Annotated in this window: 20 protein-coding genes; 7 read left to right on the forward strand and 13 right to left on the reverse strand. The window is 52.4% G+C overall.

The window, feature by feature from the left end; genetic code table 11:
- Positions 1 to 167 precede the first annotated feature (167 nt).
- Both FYZ48_RS16800 and FYZ48_RS16805 read right to left on the reverse strand, forming a co-directional pair.
- A complete protein-coding gene (locus FYZ48_RS16800; RefSeq protein WP_149342372.1) occupies positions 168 to 461 on the reverse strand; it encodes a hypothetical protein in 294 nt (97 codons plus the stop codon).
- A gap of 380 nt (positions 462 to 841) precedes the next feature.
- Entirely contained in the window at positions 842 to 2,566 is a 1,725-nt protein-coding gene (locus FYZ48_RS16805) for a hypothetical protein (protein WP_149342374.1), read from the reverse strand.
- A gap of 502 nt (positions 2,567 to 3,068) precedes the next feature.
- Between FYZ48_RS16805 and FYZ48_RS16810 the strand changes: the two genes are divergently transcribed.
- Both FYZ48_RS16810 and FYZ48_RS16815 read left to right on the forward strand, forming a co-directional pair.
- Positions 3,069 to 4,505 carry a hypothetical protein gene (locus tag FYZ48_RS16810; protein ID WP_149342376.1) on the forward strand — a complete coding sequence of 479 codons (1,437 nt, stop codon included), beginning with the start codon at positions 3,069 to 3,071 and terminating at the stop codon, positions 4,503 to 4,505.
- Between the two features lie 164 nt (positions 4,506 to 4,669).
- Positions 4,670 to 5,323, forward strand: a complete 654-nt coding sequence (locus FYZ48_RS16815) for a hypothetical protein (protein WP_149342378.1) — start codon at positions 4,670 to 4,672, stop codon at positions 5,321 to 5,323.
- A gap of 82 nt (positions 5,324 to 5,405) precedes the next feature.
- Here the strand turns inward: FYZ48_RS16815 and FYZ48_RS16820 are convergent, their stop codons facing one another.
- The 6 genes from FYZ48_RS16820 to FYZ48_RS16845 all read right to left on the reverse strand — a co-directional run bounded on the left by FYZ48_RS16820 (position 5,406) and on the right by FYZ48_RS16845 (position 11,501).
- Entirely contained in the window at positions 5,406 to 6,638 is a 1,233-nt protein-coding gene (locus tag FYZ48_RS16820; protein ID WP_187782069.1) for a DUF6807 domain-containing protein, read from the reverse strand.
- A gap of 28 nt (positions 6,639 to 6,666) precedes the next feature.
- On the reverse strand, positions 6,667 to 7,989 hold the full coding sequence (locus FYZ48_RS16825) for a Gfo/Idh/MocA family protein (RefSeq protein WP_149342382.1): 1,323 nt from the start codon (positions 7,987 to 7,989) through the stop codon (positions 6,667 to 6,669).
- Positions 7,990 to 8,072: 83 nt separating this feature from the next.
- Positions 8,073 to 8,483 (reverse strand): hypothetical protein, encoded by a 411-nt coding sequence (locus FYZ48_RS16830; RefSeq protein ID WP_149342385.1) that lies wholly within the window; start codon positions 8,481 to 8,483, stop codon positions 8,073 to 8,075.
- Positions 8,484 to 8,555: 72 nt separating this feature from the next.
- Positions 8,556 to 9,512, reverse strand: a complete 957-nt coding sequence (locus FYZ48_RS16835) for a DUF1559 domain-containing protein (RefSeq protein WP_145441001.1) — start codon at positions 9,510 to 9,512, stop codon at positions 8,556 to 8,558.
- A 109-nt stretch (positions 9,513 to 9,621) separates the two neighbouring features.
- Positions 9,622 to 10,968 (reverse strand): FecR domain-containing protein, encoded by a 1,347-nt coding sequence (locus FYZ48_RS16840; RefSeq protein WP_187782070.1) that lies wholly within the window; start codon positions 10,966 to 10,968, stop codon positions 9,622 to 9,624.
- The gene (locus FYZ48_RS16845; RefSeq protein ID WP_149342389.1) at positions 10,965 to 11,501 is read right to left on the reverse strand and encodes a sigma-70 family RNA polymerase sigma factor; all 537 of its coding nucleotides are present in this window, start codon (positions 11,499 to 11,501) and stop codon (positions 10,965 to 10,967) included. The genes FYZ48_RS16840 and FYZ48_RS16845 overlap by 4 nt, the downstream gene beginning before the upstream one ends.
- Before the next feature lie 245 nt (positions 11,502 to 11,746).
- Here FYZ48_RS16845 and FYZ48_RS16850 point away from each other — a divergent pair, with 245 nt between their 5' ends.
- The 4 genes from FYZ48_RS16850 (at position 11,747) to FYZ48_RS16865 (ending at position 14,658) form a co-directional block, all read left to right on the forward strand.
- Entirely contained in the window at positions 11,747 to 13,228 is a 1,482-nt protein-coding gene (locus FYZ48_RS16850; RefSeq protein WP_187782071.1) for a sulfatase, read from the forward strand.
- A gap of 157 nt (positions 13,229 to 13,385) precedes the next feature.
- Entirely contained in the window at positions 13,386 to 13,739 is a 354-nt protein-coding gene (locus tag FYZ48_RS16855; protein ID WP_149342391.1) for a hypothetical protein, read from the forward strand.
- Positions 13,740 to 13,863: 124 nt separating this feature from the next.
- Entirely contained in the window at positions 13,864 to 14,160 is a 297-nt protein-coding gene (locus FYZ48_RS16860) for a hypothetical protein (RefSeq protein WP_149342393.1), read from the forward strand.
- A gap of 54 nt (positions 14,161 to 14,214) precedes the next feature.
- Positions 14,215 to 14,658, forward strand: coding sequence for an SMI1/KNR4 family protein (locus FYZ48_RS16865; RefSeq protein ID WP_149342395.1), 444 nt, complete (start codon positions 14,215 to 14,217; stop codon positions 14,656 to 14,658).
- A gap of 46 nt (positions 14,659 to 14,704) precedes the next feature.
- On the opposite strand, the gene FYZ48_RS16870 is transcribed toward FYZ48_RS16865, so the two are convergent.
- The 4 genes from FYZ48_RS16870 to FYZ48_RS16885 form a co-directional block, all read right to left on the reverse strand.
- Entirely contained in the window at positions 14,705 to 15,160 is a 456-nt protein-coding gene (locus FYZ48_RS16870) for a hypothetical protein (RefSeq protein WP_149342397.1), read from the reverse strand.
- A gap of 100 nt (positions 15,161 to 15,260) precedes the next feature.
- Positions 15,261 to 15,596 carry a hypothetical protein gene (locus tag FYZ48_RS16875; RefSeq protein ID WP_149342399.1) on the reverse strand — a complete coding sequence of 112 codons (336 nt, stop codon included), beginning with the start codon at positions 15,594 to 15,596 and terminating at the stop codon, positions 15,261 to 15,263.
- A 406-nt stretch (positions 15,597 to 16,002) separates the two neighbouring features.
- Positions 16,003 to 16,605 (reverse strand): hypothetical protein, encoded by a 603-nt coding sequence (locus FYZ48_RS16880; RefSeq protein WP_149342401.1) that lies wholly within the window; start codon positions 16,603 to 16,605, stop codon positions 16,003 to 16,005.
- A gap of 180 nt (positions 16,606 to 16,785) precedes the next feature.
- On the reverse strand, positions 16,786 to 17,388 hold the full coding sequence (locus tag FYZ48_RS16885) for a leucine-rich repeat domain-containing protein (RefSeq protein ID WP_187782072.1): 603 nt from the start codon (positions 17,386 to 17,388) through the stop codon (positions 16,786 to 16,788).
- Between the two features lie 30 nt (positions 17,389 to 17,418).
- Between FYZ48_RS16885 and FYZ48_RS16890 the strand changes: the two genes are divergently transcribed.
- Positions 17,419 to 17,937, forward strand: coding sequence for a hypothetical protein (locus tag FYZ48_RS16890; protein WP_149342406.1), 519 nt, complete (start codon positions 17,419 to 17,421; stop codon positions 17,935 to 17,937).
- Positions 17,938 to 18,000: 63 nt separating this feature from the next.
- Here the strand turns inward: FYZ48_RS16890 and FYZ48_RS16895 are convergent, their stop codons facing one another.
- Positions 18,001 to 18,792: an ankyrin repeat domain-containing protein gene (locus tag FYZ48_RS16895; RefSeq protein WP_149342409.1), complete on the reverse strand. Its 792-nt coding sequence runs from the start codon at positions 18,790 to 18,792 to the stop codon at positions 18,001 to 18,003.
- Positions 18,793 to 19,697: the final 905 nt, after the last annotated feature.

Here is a 19,697-nt window from a genome sequence, read left to right on the forward strand (position 1 = left end):
CAGCCGCGAGACCAGAGAAAAAGCGGGTGCGCTTTCACAGGTCACCAGGGGCCCAACGTGCTACGTTTGCCAGTGAATGTGGCAGGGTCAGCTAAAAGGCTGTCGCGTTTTAACCAACCACTTTGAGTAAACGATTTTCTGCTAAAAAGCAGGGAATCGGAATCTGCTTACGAAGCAGTTCCGGTCACGGTGGTCAGGGGGGTTCCCGTTATCTGCATATATCTTTGATAGAGCAGATGCATTGTGGGTTGATGTTGACAACAACAATGCCAACCCATCGGGGAGGACCCCGGCATACCACCGGATTCCGACAATCGTTCTCCACTTAGAGGGCGTAACGCATCTGTACGGAGGGCGGCACGGACGACATCAATCGCTTTCACGACAGCTGCTGCTTTGACAAACACGCTGTTGTTAATTGCTTTGACGACGAAACGACGATTCTGTTTAGAAAAAATCATCAGTGCACCTCCTGCGTTAAACCGCAGAGAAAGAGACTATAAAAAGAGAGGCTCGTGCCTCAAAAGAAAAAACGGACACAAGCCGTTCACAGGTAATTCAGCGGATAGACCTGTTATGATGAGTAACAGGAGTATCCCTCTGCCAGTAAGACAACAATGCCCTGACAAAGGTTCGCTCATTTTTGACAGTTTTCGGAAAAATGTCGATTCTTTCAAGAGAAGTTTTACGGATTCCCTAGTGAAACGGAACATTCCGGATCTGTGCCACCCCACCAGAAAAACCGTAATCTATTCAACTGTAAAGACTTACGCACAGGGCTCCACACTCAAAAGCAGGGCAACATTTTTTCAGTATTTTTCCATCAAAACGATGGTCCGCCTTATTTCTGACGGGAAATCAGCGAATACACTTTGAACCCGTTCTGCAGATTCTCAACCGGAATATAGGTTTTCGTGCTGAGTGACTGTTTTCCGGTAGTCAGGCTGAAGGTCAGATACGAGTCCTGGATGCCCAGTTCGCGGATCTGTTTTTCGGCAAAGGGCCCTGTCTGCTGACGACTCTCGGCAAAGATATTCAGAATCCGCATTACGGTACCTGAGACATCGACCAGGGCCACCAGATTCGCTTTTTCCGCGCCATGGGCGCGGGCTTTTTGGAAGGCGGGCTGGTTTTGCGCGGTCAGGGATGATTTATCCGGCGCGTTGAGGGCTTCCATGAATTTCTGCATCGAGGCCGATCCCCCCATGACCTGCAGAACCTTACCTTCCGGATACGCCATCCGGTTAGTGATCCCAGACGGGCCATAGAGAATTTCGAGCATCCGCTTCTGGATCTGTAGCGGATCGGACGCCGGATCGAGTTCCTGCTTGATGACAGTCAGGTCAACGGGAATGCCGCCTGCCTGTTCTGCATCGGGTTTAAAGGTGATTTCCTGTTTGATGCCGGGCAGAGAGACATTCTGCATGATCTGCATCATCTGATGCGTGAGCGTCCGCAGCTTGTTCGAAGGGCTGACTTCGGAAACCGTGTAAGCATGCATCACGCCGTCTGCGAGTTTGCCCAGTTCGAAGGAAAAGTAGTAACTGCCGAACTTGAGACTGCGGATCTCTTTGACGATCTCCGTGAACTTTTCTTTGGCTTCGGCGTTCTGCTGTGTTTCATCAAACATCTGGGCGGTCATGTTCATGCCCCAGGTAATCAACGCATCCGCATTGCCGGCACCGGCGATGTAAGCCAGTTGATGTGCGGGAAAATGTCCCAGCTGATTTAACGGCTGAGGCGGATTGGACTGAAACAGCCGATCAGTTTCGGAATCGGGTTTGACCTCAAACAGGCTTTCGAGGCCGACCCCCTGCTCTGAAAACTGAAAGGCAGTGGTATAAGCGTGCGAGTCTTTGACGGCCTGCAGGGAACCTTTCGCCAGCGTCGAGTAGAGACCGAGGATCGGTTTTGCATTGACGCCGGGAGCCGCGTTCATGGTTTTGGCGAGTTCAGTCAGTCTGCGATCGACCTGGCCCTCGGCGCGTTTCAGTTGAGCCTGATAGATCTGGACCATCTTCTGCAGATTGAGATAGACCGAGAGATCACCGGAATCGAACAGGCCTTTGGCGGCCGGGCTGAGTTGAGATTCGAACGACTGATCCGTCTGTTTGAGACTGGCCTGTGCCTGTTCGACGAGTTTTTTGTCTTCACTGTAGATCAGCCATTTCTCTTCGAGAGCTGAGTGATATTTCTCGCCCAGTGCGGCTTTGCAGGCAGCGGCGTCTTTCACAGGAACAATGAACAGCAAGCCCGGATCCTGTTCGGCATGCAGAAAGACGCCAACGCTGATCGTCCGTGCCGGGTCGACACCTTCCCAGGTCGGATTTGAGAGCGAACGCCCCACGACGGTTCGCACGTTGGCAGCCAGCAGACCACTGATGGCTTCGTCGACCTGACTCGTGAGCTGGCTCATTTTCTGTAATGTTGCCTGCGGCTGTTTCAGTCGAATCACGATGCCCGCCTCAGAAGAGATCGCGGCGGTGGGAACTTCAGCAGCGGACACGGTAGACAGTGATATCAGTAACAGGCAGAACAGCAGACCTGATTTCCAGTTGAACAGCATTTGCATTCACTCCATTTATTAAAATCGCAAAGTTGGTGAGGCGGATGCCTCATTATATCTGTTGAGGAAAGGGCTGAGGACTAAACAGCACCGAGAAACTCAGACAATTTTTAAACCATTTCCATATCAGTATTTACCCTGATTCAGCTCTCTTCTGCTCCATGATACTGGTGAAAATCTCATCCTGAAACAATGGCGGTAAAATGGGGGCTTCGGGAAGTATTTTCGCATCAGGAAATGGCTGGCGATAAAAGCGAACTCACGGCATTTGCTTTCAGTATCACCTGCAACAGCCGGTGTTTTATAAATCTGAACTCGTGCTGGAATTTCGTGAATACCGATGAAAATGGAGTCACCATCGATGCGGTTATGCGGGGATCTGGCGATCAAAGGATTGATTACTGCCTCTGCCGACCGTTGTCACTCTCAATGACTCATCGTTCTAAATAAAACTGTACTTATAGACGACAAAGATCTCGTTGAAGGATCACAAAGAGCATCAATGTCTACTGGATTTGCCGGCTCTCGTTCCATGGATGAACGCCGACGCCGCAGACTAGCGTCGGAATGTTCTGAATCGCTCGATAACGCGAATGACGATTCAGATTCCCCTCGACTTGCGCGCACGCATCGTTTCGCTGCGGGACAGTATCCGTTACGGACACTGATCTTTCCGCGTCGCTGGAAGCTGGCGCTCTATTACCTGCCGGTACTGCTCTGTTTTTCCGGGCTGATCGCGGCCGACTTTTATCGGGCAGAACTTCCATCGGAAGGAAAATCGCTCTCCGGCTTGTTGTCACTGAAACAGAGCCCCCTGCTCCCCGTACTGGGCGGCGGCCTCTTGTTCATGACGGGACAGCTGGCATTGCTGATCGCAGCCCTGCGGACACAAAGTCTGCATGATTTTTCGGGACGATACCGGCTCTGGAAGTGGATCGCCTGCGGTCTGTTTCTGCTCGCACTGTGCCTGACGACACAGTTGCATACCGTCTGGGCCCAGACGGTGATTGAGCTGCGGTTGTTTGACTGGGGACCGCATACGGGGCTGCTGGCCTGGCTGGTACCGGCCCTGGCGTTCGGGTGTACGGTGGCGTTAATGGCCTACCTGGAAATGCGCGGCGACCGGGCGGGGCTGAACCTGTTGATCGTAGCCGGCGCCACCTATGTTTTGAGCCTGACCTTCCAGTTTACTGATAACATGATTCCTGGCGAGGCCTGGCATCACATGATTGACGCGGGGCTGTTTTACTTCGCTCACTGGTGTCTGTTTACCAGCCTGCTGCTGCATACACATCATCTGTTGTATCATTCGGTGGATCTGCCCGAGAAGGCTCCTTCCCGCTTCAAGCATGCGGCCAAGGGATATCTGTATCGACGTCGTATTCGCGGCAAAGCAAAGCGGGTTGCCCGGGCTCTGCAGCGGAAAGCACGTCTGCAGGAAAAAGAACAACAACAGAAAGAACGGGCAGAACAGAAACAGGCCGAGAAAGTACGTCTGGAACAGGAACGCACAGAAAAAGCGAAACTGAAAGAGGAACAAGCGGCCGCTGCGGCTGAGAAGAAACAGGCAGCCAAAGCAGCTGCGGAAGAAAAGGCCGCTCAGAAAGTGGCTGAAAAAGAAGCTGCGAAACAGGCAGCAGCCGAAAAAGCGGCCCAGAAAGCAGCACAGAAGAAGGCCGTGAAACAGCCTGATCCTGAACCAGAGCCGGAAACGGTCGATGAAACGCCCGAACCGGAATCTCAAGTCGAGCAACCGTCTGACCAGCAGCCCTCGTCAAGCAAGCGGTCGAAGACGGTCAAAAAGAAAACACGCGTCGACCTGAATCATGATCCGGAACAGCTGAAAGGGTTGAGCAAGCGCGAACGTCGTAAGCTGCAGAAACAGTGGCGTGACGAAGAGCGTCGTCTGGCGGCACAGGAAGCCGAGGACTGGGAATAATTCTCCCGATTTTTGTGATCCGGATTTGAATTTCGCTCGTTTCCCTGCCCGATTCGTTATAGACTGACGGTCATCAGGCGGTCACCCCCTTGTGTTATTCCCTCGATATCGCCTGTTTTCGACACAGTTTTCGCTCCGCCAGCCGGAATAAAGGATAAGCGACGATGTCCGACGACAATTTTTACGCAGACGATGATCAATTCAAACCGGAAGAATATTCGGCTCCCCCCAAACAGGGAATGAGCTCCGGCGTCAAGATCCTGCTCATCCTGCTGGCGCTCGGGGGCATCGGCATGCTGCTCTGTTGCGGCGGTATCTTCTATGCCGTACGTAACGTGAAGGCCAAAGTCACCGAGAACAAACAGGAAATCACCGAAATCCAGAATGAGATCGCCACGATCAACATTCCCGAATATTTCGTTCCCCAGATGGGCATGTCTGCGGATGTGATCGGCAAAAAGATCCTGATGGCGATCTACGAGGAAAAAGAGAAAGATGGCGGCCTGGTGCTGATGAGTTTCGGTCTCCCGAACGATGGCATGGTCGACATGAACAAAGAGTTCCGTCAGAACCTGAAACAGCAGAATCAGAACCAACGGGAACTGAAGATTGATAAAACGGAACAGAAAGAATTCGAAATCAACGGTGAAAAAGTCGAGTTTACGTTCGCCGAAGGTACGGATAAGAACGACAAAAGGTTTCACCAGGTAATGGGTGTCTTCCCGGGCAAAACCGGAGCCACATTCCTGTTCCTGCAGATCGCGTCTGACAAGTATAACGCAGAAGACATTGAGAACATGATCAAGTCGATCAAGTAGTCACAATCTGACTTCATTCACTTCACTGGCCCGAATCCCTGTTCGGGCCAGTTTTTTTATGCGCGTGATTGTGTCACCGAATTTAAGGACTGCTGATCACTTTGACCTCAGGCGGTTCGGCCAGATCAGTCCATAAGCGTTGATCCACTTCCTGGCTGGGCTTACCGTCATGCACATAGAACCGATAGCGTGAGACATAGGGTTGGCCCGGCTGGATATCAAAGGGATCGAGCGAAGCGACCGCGAAACAGAAATATGGCATCGTGGGATGCAGTCGCACTGGTTGCGGCGACCGGAAATTGGTCGGTGCACTGAAGATCGCCACCCCGGCGGTTTCGTCGCCCAGGGGGCCATACATCTCGACCCAGTGTGGCCGAGACTGGTTGCCGTTGGTCTTGTTCTTGCCTTCGCTGGTCAGATAATCGTAGCCATGGTTCGTATGCCAGTCGGCGTGTCCGCGAATGGTCATACCACCGTAATGGATCTTATCAATGGTGACCGGCTTTTCGGTCGCACACGTCTGCACAGAAACGATATCGAACAGGAACTGTTTTTCCAGCGCATAGACGCGGACCTTCCAGTTTTCGTTGAGCATCGTCACGGGGCCCGTCTTTTTCGTCAGGTCGATGTGTTCGATGGAAGTATCAATTTCGCCGAACACGGGGCCGCCGGTAAATGAATTGACCTGGCTGTGTGCGACTTTGCCCAGTTTGGACTTCTGATCCCAGCCGTTGTTCTCCCGCCCTTCGAAGAGGATCTTTCGCCAGGAGAACATGATGCCGTGCTGGTGGGCATGGTCAGGGTTGAAGTCGTCGGTAATCACTTTTCCGGAAGGTGTATACAGCGGATGAATGTAGCCGCTCTTGTCGTAGTAAGACTCATCCCGTTTCGGTGCCTTGACGATGGCGTGATTGTACGTCAGCACAGGCTTGTCGGCGACTTTGACATTCAGATGGCTGCCGTCATCGACGACAGTCACCTGCTCGGCCGGCTTCGTGAATTGCATCGCATGGAGACGATATTGACGCGAGGTGCCTGCAGGCAGCGGTTTGCTGAGAATCCAGACCAGTGTCCGTTCGGAACCCGAGGCATCAATCTGCACCGGAACTTCCTTGCCGTCATCGAGACGAACCAGCGTCAGCTGTTTCTGATTCTGAAGTGGTTCAGGTACGGGGAGACTGATGACGGTCTGCTGCCGATCGTGTTTGCCGGCGCTGACTTCCAGGGTGACGACGGGACCTGCATACAGGGATGCTTCGGTCCCTGCTAACAATGCCAGCATCAGGAGTGTGACGGTTCGTAGTTGTGATTTCATGCATGGTTTCAATCTATGTAACTTCATCTTAGAGAGTCCATCCTTTGCGGTATTCGCGTTGTACGTATTGTGCGGCCTGGTCGGTATTCGTGGCAGCACCTTTATCTGCATCCCATTCCACTTTCTTGCCGACGCGGAAGGCGAGGTTGCCCAGCAGGATTGTTTCCGTCAACGGGGCTGCGTAATCGAAGTGGCAGTTGGTTTTGCCATTGCCTTTGCAGGCTTCGTACCATTCCTGGCGATGATTGCCGATTGCCGGTGGAATCGTTTTCGGCGGTGCTTTGAAGCCGGCGAATTTTTCTTCGGGCAGCAATACGCGCTTACCGTAATCCGCGGCCAGCATGCCATCGGTGCCAACAAACAGAATTCCCGCTGCCCATTCCGGGCCGCCCAGTTCGAGAACAGGTTCCGGGGTGTTACGTCCGTGGTACCAGATCACCTCGACGGGAGGCTTCGAGCCCCGGGCCGGAAACTGCCAGTGACAGTCGAGCCAGAACGGAGTGGAGTCGGGGTGCAGTTCGGGGCCCTTGGTTTCGACCACGTTGGGATACTGCAGGTCCAGCGACCAGAAAATCAGGTCCATGTAGTGGCAGCCCATGTTCCCCAGCGTGCCGTTACCGAAGTCCCACCAGTAGTGCCAGTCATGGGGATGGTAACAGGGATGAAAGTTCTGCATCGGCGCCGGACCGACCCAGAGATCCCAGTTCAGGGTTTTGGGAATCGGCTGCGGTTCGGCAGGACGATCGACGACATGCTTGTAACGCCGCCAGCCTCCCGGTCGTCCAAACCAGACGTGGACCTGCTGCACATCGCCGATGGCTCCTGATTGAATGAGTTCGACGGTCCGCCGATAATTTTCCCCGGCGTGGTTCTGCGTGCCCATCTGGGTGACGACGTTTTCCTCACGGGCCACGCGCTGCATTTCGCGAACTTCATGAATGGAGTGGGCCAGCGGCTTTTCGCAGTAGACGTGTTTGCCGCGTCGCATGGCGTTGACAGCGATGGTAGCGTGGGTGTGGTTGGGAGTCGTTACCACGACGGCGTCGATCTCGTTTTCCAGCTTATCGAGCATGACGCGAAAATCGGCAAAGGATTTTGCTTTCGGGAACTTTGCCTGATATTTGTCGGTGCGGGCGGAATCGACGTCGCACAGGCCGACAATGTTCTGACTGGAGACCAGCCCCAGGTTCGCGTTCCCCTGGTTACCCAGGCCGATACAGGCGATGTTGAGTTTCTCGTTGGGTGAGGTGCTTTCTGCCTGGGCCGTGTGTGCCCCGAGCCAGAGGCCCGCTCCGCTCAACAACGATGTTTTGAGCATCTCTCGTCGTGTCACGTCAGTTGACGAACTCATGAATAATCCTTTTCCTTTCATCAGCGGCGGTTGGATTGCCGGTTTTCAATCAAATCGTAGTGGCCAATTCAGGTCGCGTGATTTCAGGGAGTCTGTTCGAGATGAAAGACAAACTTATTGTCCGCATCGGGAGAGACCTCGCCGATGAGTTCACTGTCTGTATTGTATTTCTTCGGAATATACGATTCCATGACATCCTCTCCAAAATCACCTTTCTTTCCGGTCTTGCGTGAGGCAAAGATCAGTACCTTTTTCCGGCCGACCGAGCTGGAAAACTCGAAATGGCCCTGCTGAATGACTCCCGCAGAGGCGCTCCCCTTGCCGTCAGCCGGCTCGAAGATGATATCTCCCTGAGGGAGTGGCGTCCCATCAATGGTGACATCCCCTTTGACCGGGGCCATCACCGGGCCGTCACTGGAACCGCACGCCTGGCAGATTCCGCTCAATAACAACAGACACGCAACATAAAATACATTTTTCTTTCTGACGGTCATTCTGTTTCTTTCCCTGCAGAACAATCAATAATGTCAATTCAATCTGATTCTCTGTGAACGCACTGGAATCGGTTAGAACTCTCCGAGCACTTCACCGCCGGCGCGGGTGCCCAGGCTGCGAAAAGTGCTGGTATCGACATTGTCGGAAATGAAACGGACCGCGCCGTCTCCGAGCAGGAAATGTGCGCCGCCGGTATGACGACTGCGGGCATAAACGGCATTGTCTCCGCCGGAACAGGAGGTACTGATGGGAGCGTAATCCCGCGAGTAACCGTAGGTCACGGTATCGGGTACCGAGGTATTGGGCCCCTGCAGAGTCGTAAATGTTCCGCCGCCTACATATTTGGTTCCCCAGACGCGGCCGCGTAAATCCCCCACGGTCAGACAGTCGGCAACCGGACCGGCGTTGGGAGTGTCATCGACGAGATTGATCTCTCCGGCGGCGATCGTATTGGAGGAACCATCGGTGATATCGCTAATGCGGATTTTCGAAATGTTGAAGAACATGCCATTCAGCTTGGGAAATGTTCCTGTCGCGCCCTGCGTCGTGGATCCCGAGCAAAGGAGGTAGTTGGAGTAGAAGGTGCTTTTCTGACTGCCGATCTTTCCGCTGTTGGGATCTGAGGGACACATGAAAACGGGAACCTTCACCGAACGTTGTGGATGCGAGGCGAAGTCGCTGACGGTACCAGACTGGAAGCCGTCCCGGAGTTTGTCGTACAGCGGTGCCTGATCGACGTAGGGTAAAATGAGATGAAACCAGGACTGTCGGGCATAGTTCTGTCCGGTGTAAGCAGAAACGTTGACGCCACAGACGGTCGCGAAAGGAAAGACCCGATGCGTATCGTGGTAATTGTGGAGAGCGATGCCGAGCTGCTTCAGATTATTCTTGCAGGTACTGCGGCGCGCCGCTTCCCGCGCCTGTTGTACCGCTGGCAGTAAAAGCGCGATCAGAATGGCAATGATGGCGATCACCACCAGCAGTTCAATCAACGTAAAACCGTCTCTTCGTCTTTTCAGGTAGCCCATGTTTTCCTCTTTAAGTTTATTAAATAACAGTAATACAAAAACCTCTTATGAATCAGGAACGCTTGACTATAGAACTCGTAATGCAGGCAGTGCTCAATGCAGCCAACGGTCAGTCGGCGGACTCGACGATCACGCGGAACTCGTCGACGTATTTTTCGCCTGAGAGCAGGACGAACGAAAGTGTTTTGCGATCGGCGGAGAGCATGACCTGATCGTAGCGGGCCTTGGGATCGACAATGCCCATATCCACTTCGGTTCCCTGGTGATAAATGTCACCCGCGGACTGTTTGACCGGCGGATGGAAGAAGACATCGGTCCGGTTCAGCTTTTTCTTTTCGAGGATGACGCCCAGCACGGGACGTGCGAACTCGATCTCCCCCTGCACCGGGAGAAAGGTTCCTTCCTTGAGGGCGGGATCATAATAGACGCGAAAACAGTCGACCTTCGTCCCCGCGGGGAGCAGAATCGGATAGTGCAGTTTGTTCTCTGTGAGCTGTTCCTCCGGAGTTGGCGAGACCAGCACGCTTAAATCCCGGGGCAGTTCCACCTGACTGCGTTCGGGGAAGATGAAGGCCAGATCGTCGTGTTCGAAGACCTGATACTTGCCGGTCGCGAGCGCCTCGGGCAGTTCTTCCTGGAAGATCACCGAGTTGGAATAACCTTTAATGCCGTATTGCGCGCCCCGCGTGCGGAAGTCAGGGGTGTCTTCGATTCTTTTCTGACGCGAGTCGATTTTCGCCGACTGATGTTCGTCGAGCTGTCGACTACTGCTGACAACGCCGGCCGGATCGACGAGGGACGCGATCACTTTGCCGCGAAAGACTTCAACCCGGGTATCTTCGGTTTCTGCAGTCTGTACGGAAAAGAGCGTTCCCAGATCGATGACCCGGCCGTGGGGCGTATCGACCTGGAACCCGATGCCCGTGCTGGGGACATTGGCGATGAACTTTCCTTCCTGGAGATGGATCGAATTCTTCCCGGTGACTTCATAAGCGGCGGGCGCGGAAATCAGAACGGTGGCACCGGTCGGAAAGTGCAGTTCTGCCGATCCTTCAGCGAGAACCTGTCGGATATGATTCTGTACGCGTTCTCCCGAACTCAACACGACGGCTTCCGCTTCTTTCAGCTGGAAAGTTCCCTTCAGGAGATAGCCGCCCGTCAGCAGGATCAGCAATGACGCGACCGCGACGACCGGATACCAGAGGCGGCGTACCGTCGGGCGGGGCTGCAGGTTGTCTGTCTCAGGGATGAATTCTGTTTCAGTGAGAAGACCGAATACGTGGTCCTGGTCGGCGGCCCATTCGCGGAGGACGAGATCATCGCTGGCAAACTCGATGAGCTGTTCTGCGAGTTCGGGTTCCCGACAGAGTCGTTCTTCCAGTCGTGCTGTCTCCTGGGGAGACAGTCTGCGATCCAGGTAAGCCTGCAACAGTTGATCGTCATTCAATTCGTTCACTCTCCTGACTCCTGCTGCAGACGCTGTGCGATGCAATCTCGCAAGATCGTCCGAATACGATGAATTTTCGCGTAAACCGCGTTCACATTCTGACCGAACTGCCGGGCGACCCGGGTACCGCTTTCACCTGAGGCGTTGTAATAACGGGCAATCAACTCACGACTCCTCCGGGGCAGACGCTCCAGGCATTCCTGCAAGCTCTCCTGTCGCTCCGAGAGCGGCTGACGCTGTTCCACATGATGCGCGGCGTCGGAGAGTGCTGAGATGACCTGCGGACTGACCGGCTGCTCTTTTTTCGACTTACGGTAAAAGGCGAGAACACGGCGAGAAGCGATCTCGCGCGCCCAGGGAAAAAAGCCGTCCTCGGTCTGCAATTGCGAAAACGACTCGACCACCGCCATCGAAACTTCCTGAAACAGGTCATCCGCGTCGGTGGGGTTGCGTACACATGCATAGAGGTAGGCGTACAATGCCCCCTGATACTGCACGAGCAGCTGTGTGACGGCAGATTGTGAATCTGTCTCAGCAGGCATGTTTCGCTTTCATTGGCTGTTTGTTTCCTGATAAGAAAGGTCGCGAGCACGCGATTTTTTACGCGCAAAATTGAAAATTCACCATATTTTATCCCAAAAGTAGCTCAGGGGTGCCTGGAGGGCTATGATAGGCGTGCCCTGATCGGTGATTTTCGTGAAGTTGCGTCTCCCAAGATGGCCGCTGTACGGATCTCTGACCGACGGGGTTAAACTGATCCATGATTCCTCAACACTGGAGTGCTCCGATGCCAGTCCTGTCCCGTTTTGTGTTACTGATGCTGTTCTGTCTGAGTCTAGTGCTCGTCGGTGGAAATTCCAACGAGCTGCGGGCTGAGTCACGACCGAATGTGCTGTTCATTGCCGTGGATGACCTGCGGCCTGAGCTGGGCTGTTATGGTGCGTCACATATTCAGAGTCCGCACATTGATCAGCTCGCGGCCAGCGGTCTGCTGTTTAATCGGGCTTATTGCCAGCAGGCGGTCTGTTCGCCTTCGCGGACGAGCCTGATGACCGGGCTGCGTCCCGATTCCACCAAGGTCTACGATCTGGATACGCACTTCCGTAAGACGGTGCCCGATGTGGTGACGCTGACACAGCAGTTCATGAAGCATGGTTACAAATCGATCGGGATGGGCAAAATCTATCATGGGAGTCTGAACGATAAGGCGTCATGGGATGCCTACCCCACGGTCAACGGGAGAGGATATCAGCTGCCTGAGACGCTGGCGGGAATTCGGGAACGAACCAAAGGACTCGACGTAAAAAAAATGAACTGGCGGCAACGTTCTAAGCTGACGCGGGGGCCCGCTACGGAGATGGCGGATGTGCCGGACGCACAGTACCGCGACGGGGCGATTGCCGAACAGGCGATTAAATCACTCCGAGAGTTGAAACAGAATCAGCAGCCCTTCTTCCTGGCGGTCGGATTTCTGAAGCCGCACCTCCCCTTTGTGGCGCCGCAGAAGTACTGGGATCTTTACGACCGCGAGCAGATTAAACTGGCGGAGAACCGGTTCCCCCCTAAGAACGCACCGAAAATCGCGTTGACCAACTGGGGAGAACTGCGGAACTATTCGGACATGCCGGCCAAAGGGGATCTGACTGATGAGCAGCAACTCCAGTTGCGGCACGGTTACTATGCCTGCGTCAGTTTCACTGATGCGAACATTGGTAAAGTGCTGGACGAACTGCAGCGGTTGGAACTGGATGAGAACACGATTGTGATTCTGTGGGGCGATCATGGCTGGAAGCTGGGCGAGCACAACGGCTGGTGCAAACATACGAACTTTGAAAACGACACCCGCGTGCCGCTCATCATTCGGGCACCGGGCATGCAGGCGCAGGGAAAAACCAGCGAGGCCCTGGTGGAGTTTGTGGATATCTACCCGACGCTCTGCGATTTAGCAGGGCTCCCCCTGCCCGCACACCTGGAAGGGACCAGCTTCAAACCGTTGTTAAGCAACCCGCAGCGTCCCTGGAAGCCGGCCGCTTTCAGCCAGTATCCACGGGGACGCGTGATGGGGTATTCGATGAAAACGGATCGCTACCGCTACACCGAATGGCAGGACCGCAAGTCAGGTAAAGTCGTCGATCGCGAATTGTACGACCATCGGCAGGACGGTGCCGAGAACGAAAACATCGCCGGCCAGCCGGACCAGAAGCAGGTGGTGAAACAACTGTCGGCTCAGCTGAAAAAGAACTGGAAAGGGGCTGTGGTGCCAGATTGAGGAGGTCTGAATGGGAAAGAGCCTTGAGTTAGGTGTCTTTACTGGTTACTACCACTTTTTTCTGATCCAGAAGGCTGTTGAATGCGTTGGTTTAAACACTGTAACAATCAGAGACTGAATTCCAGATATTTACGCTGAACTCATACGGGCGATTGCGATGCAAAAGGTATTCACGATAGTCATTTCTGTGATCTCCGGTACCATGTGGCTATTTATGGCTTACCGAAATTCAAAGTTACGGCTCAAAGGTAACATTTGGGGGGTGGCAGCTGTGTCCTGGATCCTGGGTGCGCTGTTGATTTTAAGTGTAATTGGCTTGAAAGAGATCCTGTTTCACGACGGTCCAGATCTGTGGGATATTTTTATAGCTGTCGCGATTTTCATATTCTGCAACAGCCTGTTTTCCGGATTGATCTTAATGCTGTTTTCTTATCGGATGGAATGGCTGGCTGATAAAATAACAGCGAGTTTATCGACGCCTGATGAAAACAGAAGCGACACAGCAGATTAGAGAGAGAGAGTTCGGGCACCATGTGCCTGGCCTGAACGTTGACGCTCGATTTATAGTGACGGGTAGCGATGCTTATTGAGCCAGATGTAGAATTTTGCGAAGTAGAGATATCAGGAGTCAGACAATGCTTCTTACATTGACTGCCTTTGCACTCTGTTTTCTTTTTACTGTCATTGACCAGGTTTGTCTTTCCATCGCCTGTCGGCATGCGCGAAATGCAGACTTGATCATCAGTAAGCCGGATGAACTTCTTAATGTGCGTGAATTGAAAACATGGTCGATGATTTCTGATTTCGCCCGTTGTGATTCGAATGAGAAATTAAGAGACCTGGTCACAGTGCATGATACTCTTTTCAAAGCACGTATCATTTCTTTTATCTTGTTTCTTCTGGCCTTGCTCTATGAGGTGTCATACTGGTAACTCAGACCTCGCAGGTTTGACACTTTCTAATAATTCGTTTCTGGATGAACACTAATGTATCAAGAAGTGATCCGACTCATCGAGCGTGCTGGTGTCGCTTTCCCTCCCTTGGGAAATGGGGTTTCGCAAGCTGCCATTGAGAATGCCGAGACTGTACTTGGGTTTGCATTGCCGAAATCCTACAAATGGTGGCTGCTGAATTACGGCGGTGGCCAGATTCAAGCTGACATCGTGTACGGACTCGATGAAAATGGAATGGGCAGACCCGATCTGATCGAGCTTGCGCATATGAATGAACAGGACGGCCTGTATGATCGTGAGCGGATTGTATTCTGCATGGGGAACGCGGAGAACTTCGTATTCGATACAGAGAACCTCGACAAAAACGGGGAGTACGCGATCCTGCTTCATGAGATTTCAGGAGGGGAAGAAATTCCGTATGCTGCCAGCTTCGTTGAGTTTTTACAGAGGCGAATCACAGAAGTCTGTCGCGCGTGATCGTTTGAGTGCGTCTTGCTGCGGGTCCTGACGTGTTAGCCATTCATCAGACGTCATCCCGGTGATCACTGAACTTCTCAACCCAGTCAAAGTAGAGGGCATGCAACTCGGTTTCGTTCAGCCCCAGTTTTGTGAGTGGCTCTCCGTCCGAATAGGGTTCGACCGAGATATCAACCTCAAGATTCGGGCAGCTTCTGAGTTTGACCAGCATCCAGTAGAGCGAGTTGAAACAGAGGCTGCGCAATAGTCCTTCCACAGCCGCTCTTTGTTCGTCATTCATTGATGCGAACACTTCACCACGGGCAGCGTCCTCCTCTGCATCGTCTGCTTCACCAGCAGCCACGCGAAGTTTGTCTTCCAGAATCCACTCGATTGCACCAATGACCCTCGCACCAACGATATCAGAAGCGAGTTCGCGACACTCGTCCTGATCCTTCGGCCACGCGACATCGCCGTCAGGGTTAGTCGGAACATCAGCCCAAAACTTATCTCGCTTGCTCAAGTGTTTCTCCCTGTTCAAATCGGATCACAACTAAATTCACCCACCGCCGGTTGATTCTACCGTTCCCAAAGACTTGCTGGCGGTCGGGTACAATGCCTTGTCATGCGGAACCTTTCAACTCTCTGACTGCCTGCTGCCATTCCTCCCTGGCTATTGCTACTTCGACCTGGCGAGCCCATTTAGCTTCACTGCGCCGCGCCCAGCGATAATCGCCTGCATTTGTTTCCCACAAATACTTATGCCACGCCAGGGCATCGTATCCATAGTTTTGCCGGGTGATCCTTGTGAGGTATTCGCGACCGTACTCAATGCGCTGCGACACAGTCCATTCACGCGGCATCCCCATCGGCAGCATTCTTCCGAGGAGCGCACACATTCCAATTTGTGTTGAAGTCAACTTCATTGAGAGACATGCCACATAACGATTGGTAGACATAACCAGATACTCACTATATCTATCAGGAACTGTGTCCATTCGCAATTGATATTATACGAGTCGGTGCTCACAGCTGTTAGGTCTCAGTAAAGAGCGAACTGAGATGACTCTAAAATGGTGTGTTTGGTTGTGGTATATGGTTCCCTCTTCCCTGGTGCTGTATTCAACGTCGCCCGGCGGGCGGACACGTGGGTCCGCACCCTACTATTCCGGGGTTGGCAGGCTGGTTCTGGATTGACTGTTTCAACCGGGGCTAAGGCCCTGCGGCTGATTTGGTTTGAGCGGAATAGAGTTTGTCACCGTGATGCACTTTGATGATGTCACTGATTACCGGCGGCTAGTGCCTTGCCGCTCAGGAGGATACGGGGGGATTGCTAATCACGTTTTGGAAGCATCCGATTACTCATCACATCGTCAATCCCTTGTTGAGATCGGGAAGATGTTTCCAGAGCTGCAGCATGCCCTCGCGTGTGACTCCAGTCTTCCTTGTTCTGAACGAAATTAACCGAGTCATGCCATTTAAGTAGGGCAGTCCCGCATTCGTCAGTCTGGTGTAATCAGCCCACAGATATTGTAACTGAGGAAGTTTCGCTATTTCCTGCAGAAATTGATCGTCGATGTTGCTTTTAACCAAATCCAGTTTTTCAAGATTTTGGCATTTGACGATTTGTTTGAAACCATCTACGGTCAGCTTATTGCATTCACGAAACGAGAGTTTCTTGAGTGATGTGAACGTTACTTGGGCGATTCCAGTTCCGGTTATTTTTGTACGTCCCAGGTCAAGATCTTCCAGACGCTGCAGGGACGCTAATTTTGCAAGCCCTTCATCAGTTACTTGCGTGCTGTTGAGAGATAAATAAGTAACTTGATTAGCGTTTGATTGTATAAAAACATCCAAGTCCTGGTCATTCACATCCTTGCAAGATAGTTCTATCAGATATGTATGGCCAAGTTCATTTTGCAGGGAGAACCCCTCTTTCTTCTCAACGAACGCAGCTAATTCATCCATACCATTCCTTTCTTATTATTGAGTTCACTGATTGATCATGTTGACGAATCTATGAAGGGAGCAGGATCTGAATCTTCAGTTTGATCTGAGATGTTTCCTACTTGCTGTGCTCGACGCGATTTAGAATCGGGTCTACCCGGGGTGGTTGCTAATCACGTTTTGGAAGCATCCAATCAATCATCACATCGTCAATCCCTTGTTGAGATCGGGGAGATGTTTCCAGAGTTGCAGCATGCCCTCGCGTGTGATTGCGGTGCCTCTTATTTCGAGCGATTTCAACTGAGTCATGCTGTTTAAGTAGGGCAGGCCTGCATTCGTTACTTTCGTGTGATCGCCCCACAATGTTTTAAGCCTGGGGAGCTTGGCTACTTCCTGCAGAAACGGATCTTCGATGTTGCTTTTAATCAAATTCAGTTTTTCAAGATTTTGGCATTTGACGATTTGTTTGAAACCATCTACGGTCAACTTATTGCATTCACGAAACGAGAGTTTCTTGAGTGATGTGAACGTTACTTGGGCGAATCCAGTTCCGGTTATTTTTGTACGTCCCAGGTCAAGATCTTCCAGACGCTGCAGGGACGCTAATTTCGCAAGCCCTTCATCAGTCACTTGAGTGCCGCTGAGAAATAAATGCGTTATTTGACTGGCGTCTGATTGCACAAAGATGTCCAGATCCTGGTCATCTACCTTTTGGTTCGTCAGATTTACCCAGGCAAATTCGCCCTGTTCGTTTTGCGAAATGCGTCCGCCCTTACTTTCGACGAACGATACTAAATCTTCCATACCATTTCCTTTTCTAATCATGGATTTCAAATGTTGAGATTGATGAATTTCTGTTTTGTCGAGTTGAAGGGAGCGGGAACCGGATTCTTCGGTTCTCTTTGTGAGGTTCAGATCCGTTCCACTTCGCGATTTTCAGCTACGGGCGTGCGTTGCTTTTGCTTAACATCGACCGTCGGGTTGACGGGATCAGCAGCAGCCCTGACAGAGAACATTGGGGGGCTGATTCAGAATCAGTATCACCAGGCGGGGACATGGGAGTCCGCACACAATAGTTCGATCTGGGATGATTCCTGCTCGCTGCGCCCGGCCCGAAATGCATTTGGGCCTAACGGTTGTGGCAACCGACGTCAGCGGGATTTTCAGTCAGGTGCCAATGAGAGCAGGATGGGATCATATGGCACCTGGCAGACACGCAGGCCTGCTTGTACGGGTGATTTTAGCGGAAACGTGCTCGTGATGGAAGACATAATTGGGAATGAATGGATCTGGCGGGCGGACACATGGGTCCGCACCTCCTATTCCGGGGTTGGCAGGCTGGTTCTGGATTGATTGTTTCGACCGGGGCTAAGGCCCTGCGGCTGATTTGGTTTTGCCTGCTGTTGTCGTGAGACATTAGATACGGTTTTCATTCTGCTGAGCCAGCAGTTCCGCGGTTTTAGTTTTGTGCCTGCAGATGGCGTATGTTTCGGCCGTTTCTCCATTACTACAGACATGACGCGGATCCGCCCCTTTCTGGAGAAGCAGTTTCGCGATTTCATAACTCTGGTCGTCATCTAATTCATTTGATAACGCGCACAACTCTAAAGGTCTGTCATCAGTCGGGTCAGGCTGATTCAGATCTGCGCCGTAAGAGATTAAAAGCCTGATGGCTTCGAACTGACCGTAGATAATTGCCAGATGCAGTGCCGAAAACCCCTGGTGCAACGAATTGATCTCGTCGGCTCCCGATTTGAGCAACTCGCTGAGAGTGGCCAGTTCTCCCTCACGGGCTGCGATTGCGATTCGTGACGGACGGCGGACTTTTTTTCTGTCATCAAGCAATTCATATTGAACGATGGTGTCCAGATCGGCTGTGACCAAGATCTGTTGTCCCGCGAACTCAATTTCAAAACCGCCCTCGCCCGCACCATCTTCAAACTGAGCCAGGGTAAAATCTTTTATGTCTTCGACCAGTTCCTCGCTGGTTTCTTCAGGAACCGTATATGTGACTGCCAGACCGCCTCTATCCTCCTCAACCCAGACTCGGATCACTCCTCCGGTGACTCCCTGGTCGGCAATCTCACTCTCCAGATAATCGGCCAGTCGTTCCCGGGTCACTTCCAGTTGGTTCATCTCTGGCTGAAGTGTGATGTGTGATTCTGATTCATCACAAAATTCTGCTGACAGAAATAATGTCAAACGCATGTTGTACTTTCCACGTTGAATGTGATCGCAATTGCTGGCCCCGGATACTGTACCCGATGCTGATTATTGGTTCAGCTTAACATTTTTCAGCTAGGGGTGTGAGGGGCATTCCTTAAAATGATGGGTTTGGAATGTGGTTCCGTTGGTAGTGTTACTGGATTCAATGTCGCCCGGCGGGCGGACACTTGGGTCCGCACCCTACTATTCAGGGGTTGGCAGGCTGGTTCTGGATTGCTCTGTTGCTCTGACGGTTTGCTGCTCGCTGCGCTCGGCCCGAATTTTATTCGGGCTTACCCTTTTATCCGGAATGGCGTTCTATTTCGCTATTGGACGAGCGAGTGATGGGCGATGTTCAGATTGGCGAACTGGTGCGCATTTTTAGAATAGGACTGGTTTCCCCTGGATTGGACGCGGAAGCTGCGACCTCCTGCTCGCTGTGCTCGCCCCGAATTGTATTCGGGGTCACCCGGGATTTTTTTCTGGTGGCATCGAAAGCGGAAACGAATGGTATGTCGCCCGGCGGGCGGACACGTGGGCCGCACCCTGTTTTTCATGGTTGGTTTCCTGTTTCTGGATTGATCTGTTGCTCTGATGGTTTCCTGCTCGCTGCGCTCGGCCCGAATTTTATTCGGGCTTACCCGGTTGTAGGGGATTTTTTTAGAATACGGCACAGTTGGGCAAGCCAACTGTGAAACCCGGTTTCTTACGAAATCCGGTTGGCAGGCTGGTTCTGGATTGTTTGTTTCAGACTGGGCTAAGGCCCTGCGTCTGATTTGAGTTGAGCGGAATAGCGTTTGTCATCGGTATGTGGATTGATGATCTCACTGATTACCGGCAGCTAGTAACTCCGCTCTTAAGTTCGTTCCCACCAGAGCGGTTTTTTATGCTGTTTTCCTGATTTCTGT

Origin of the sequence: Gimesia chilikensis (genome assembly GCF_008329715.1) — a bacterium.
In the GTDB taxonomy this organism is placed as follows: Bacteria; Planctomycetota; Planctomycetia; order Planctomycetales; family Planctomycetaceae; genus Gimesia; species Gimesia chilikensis.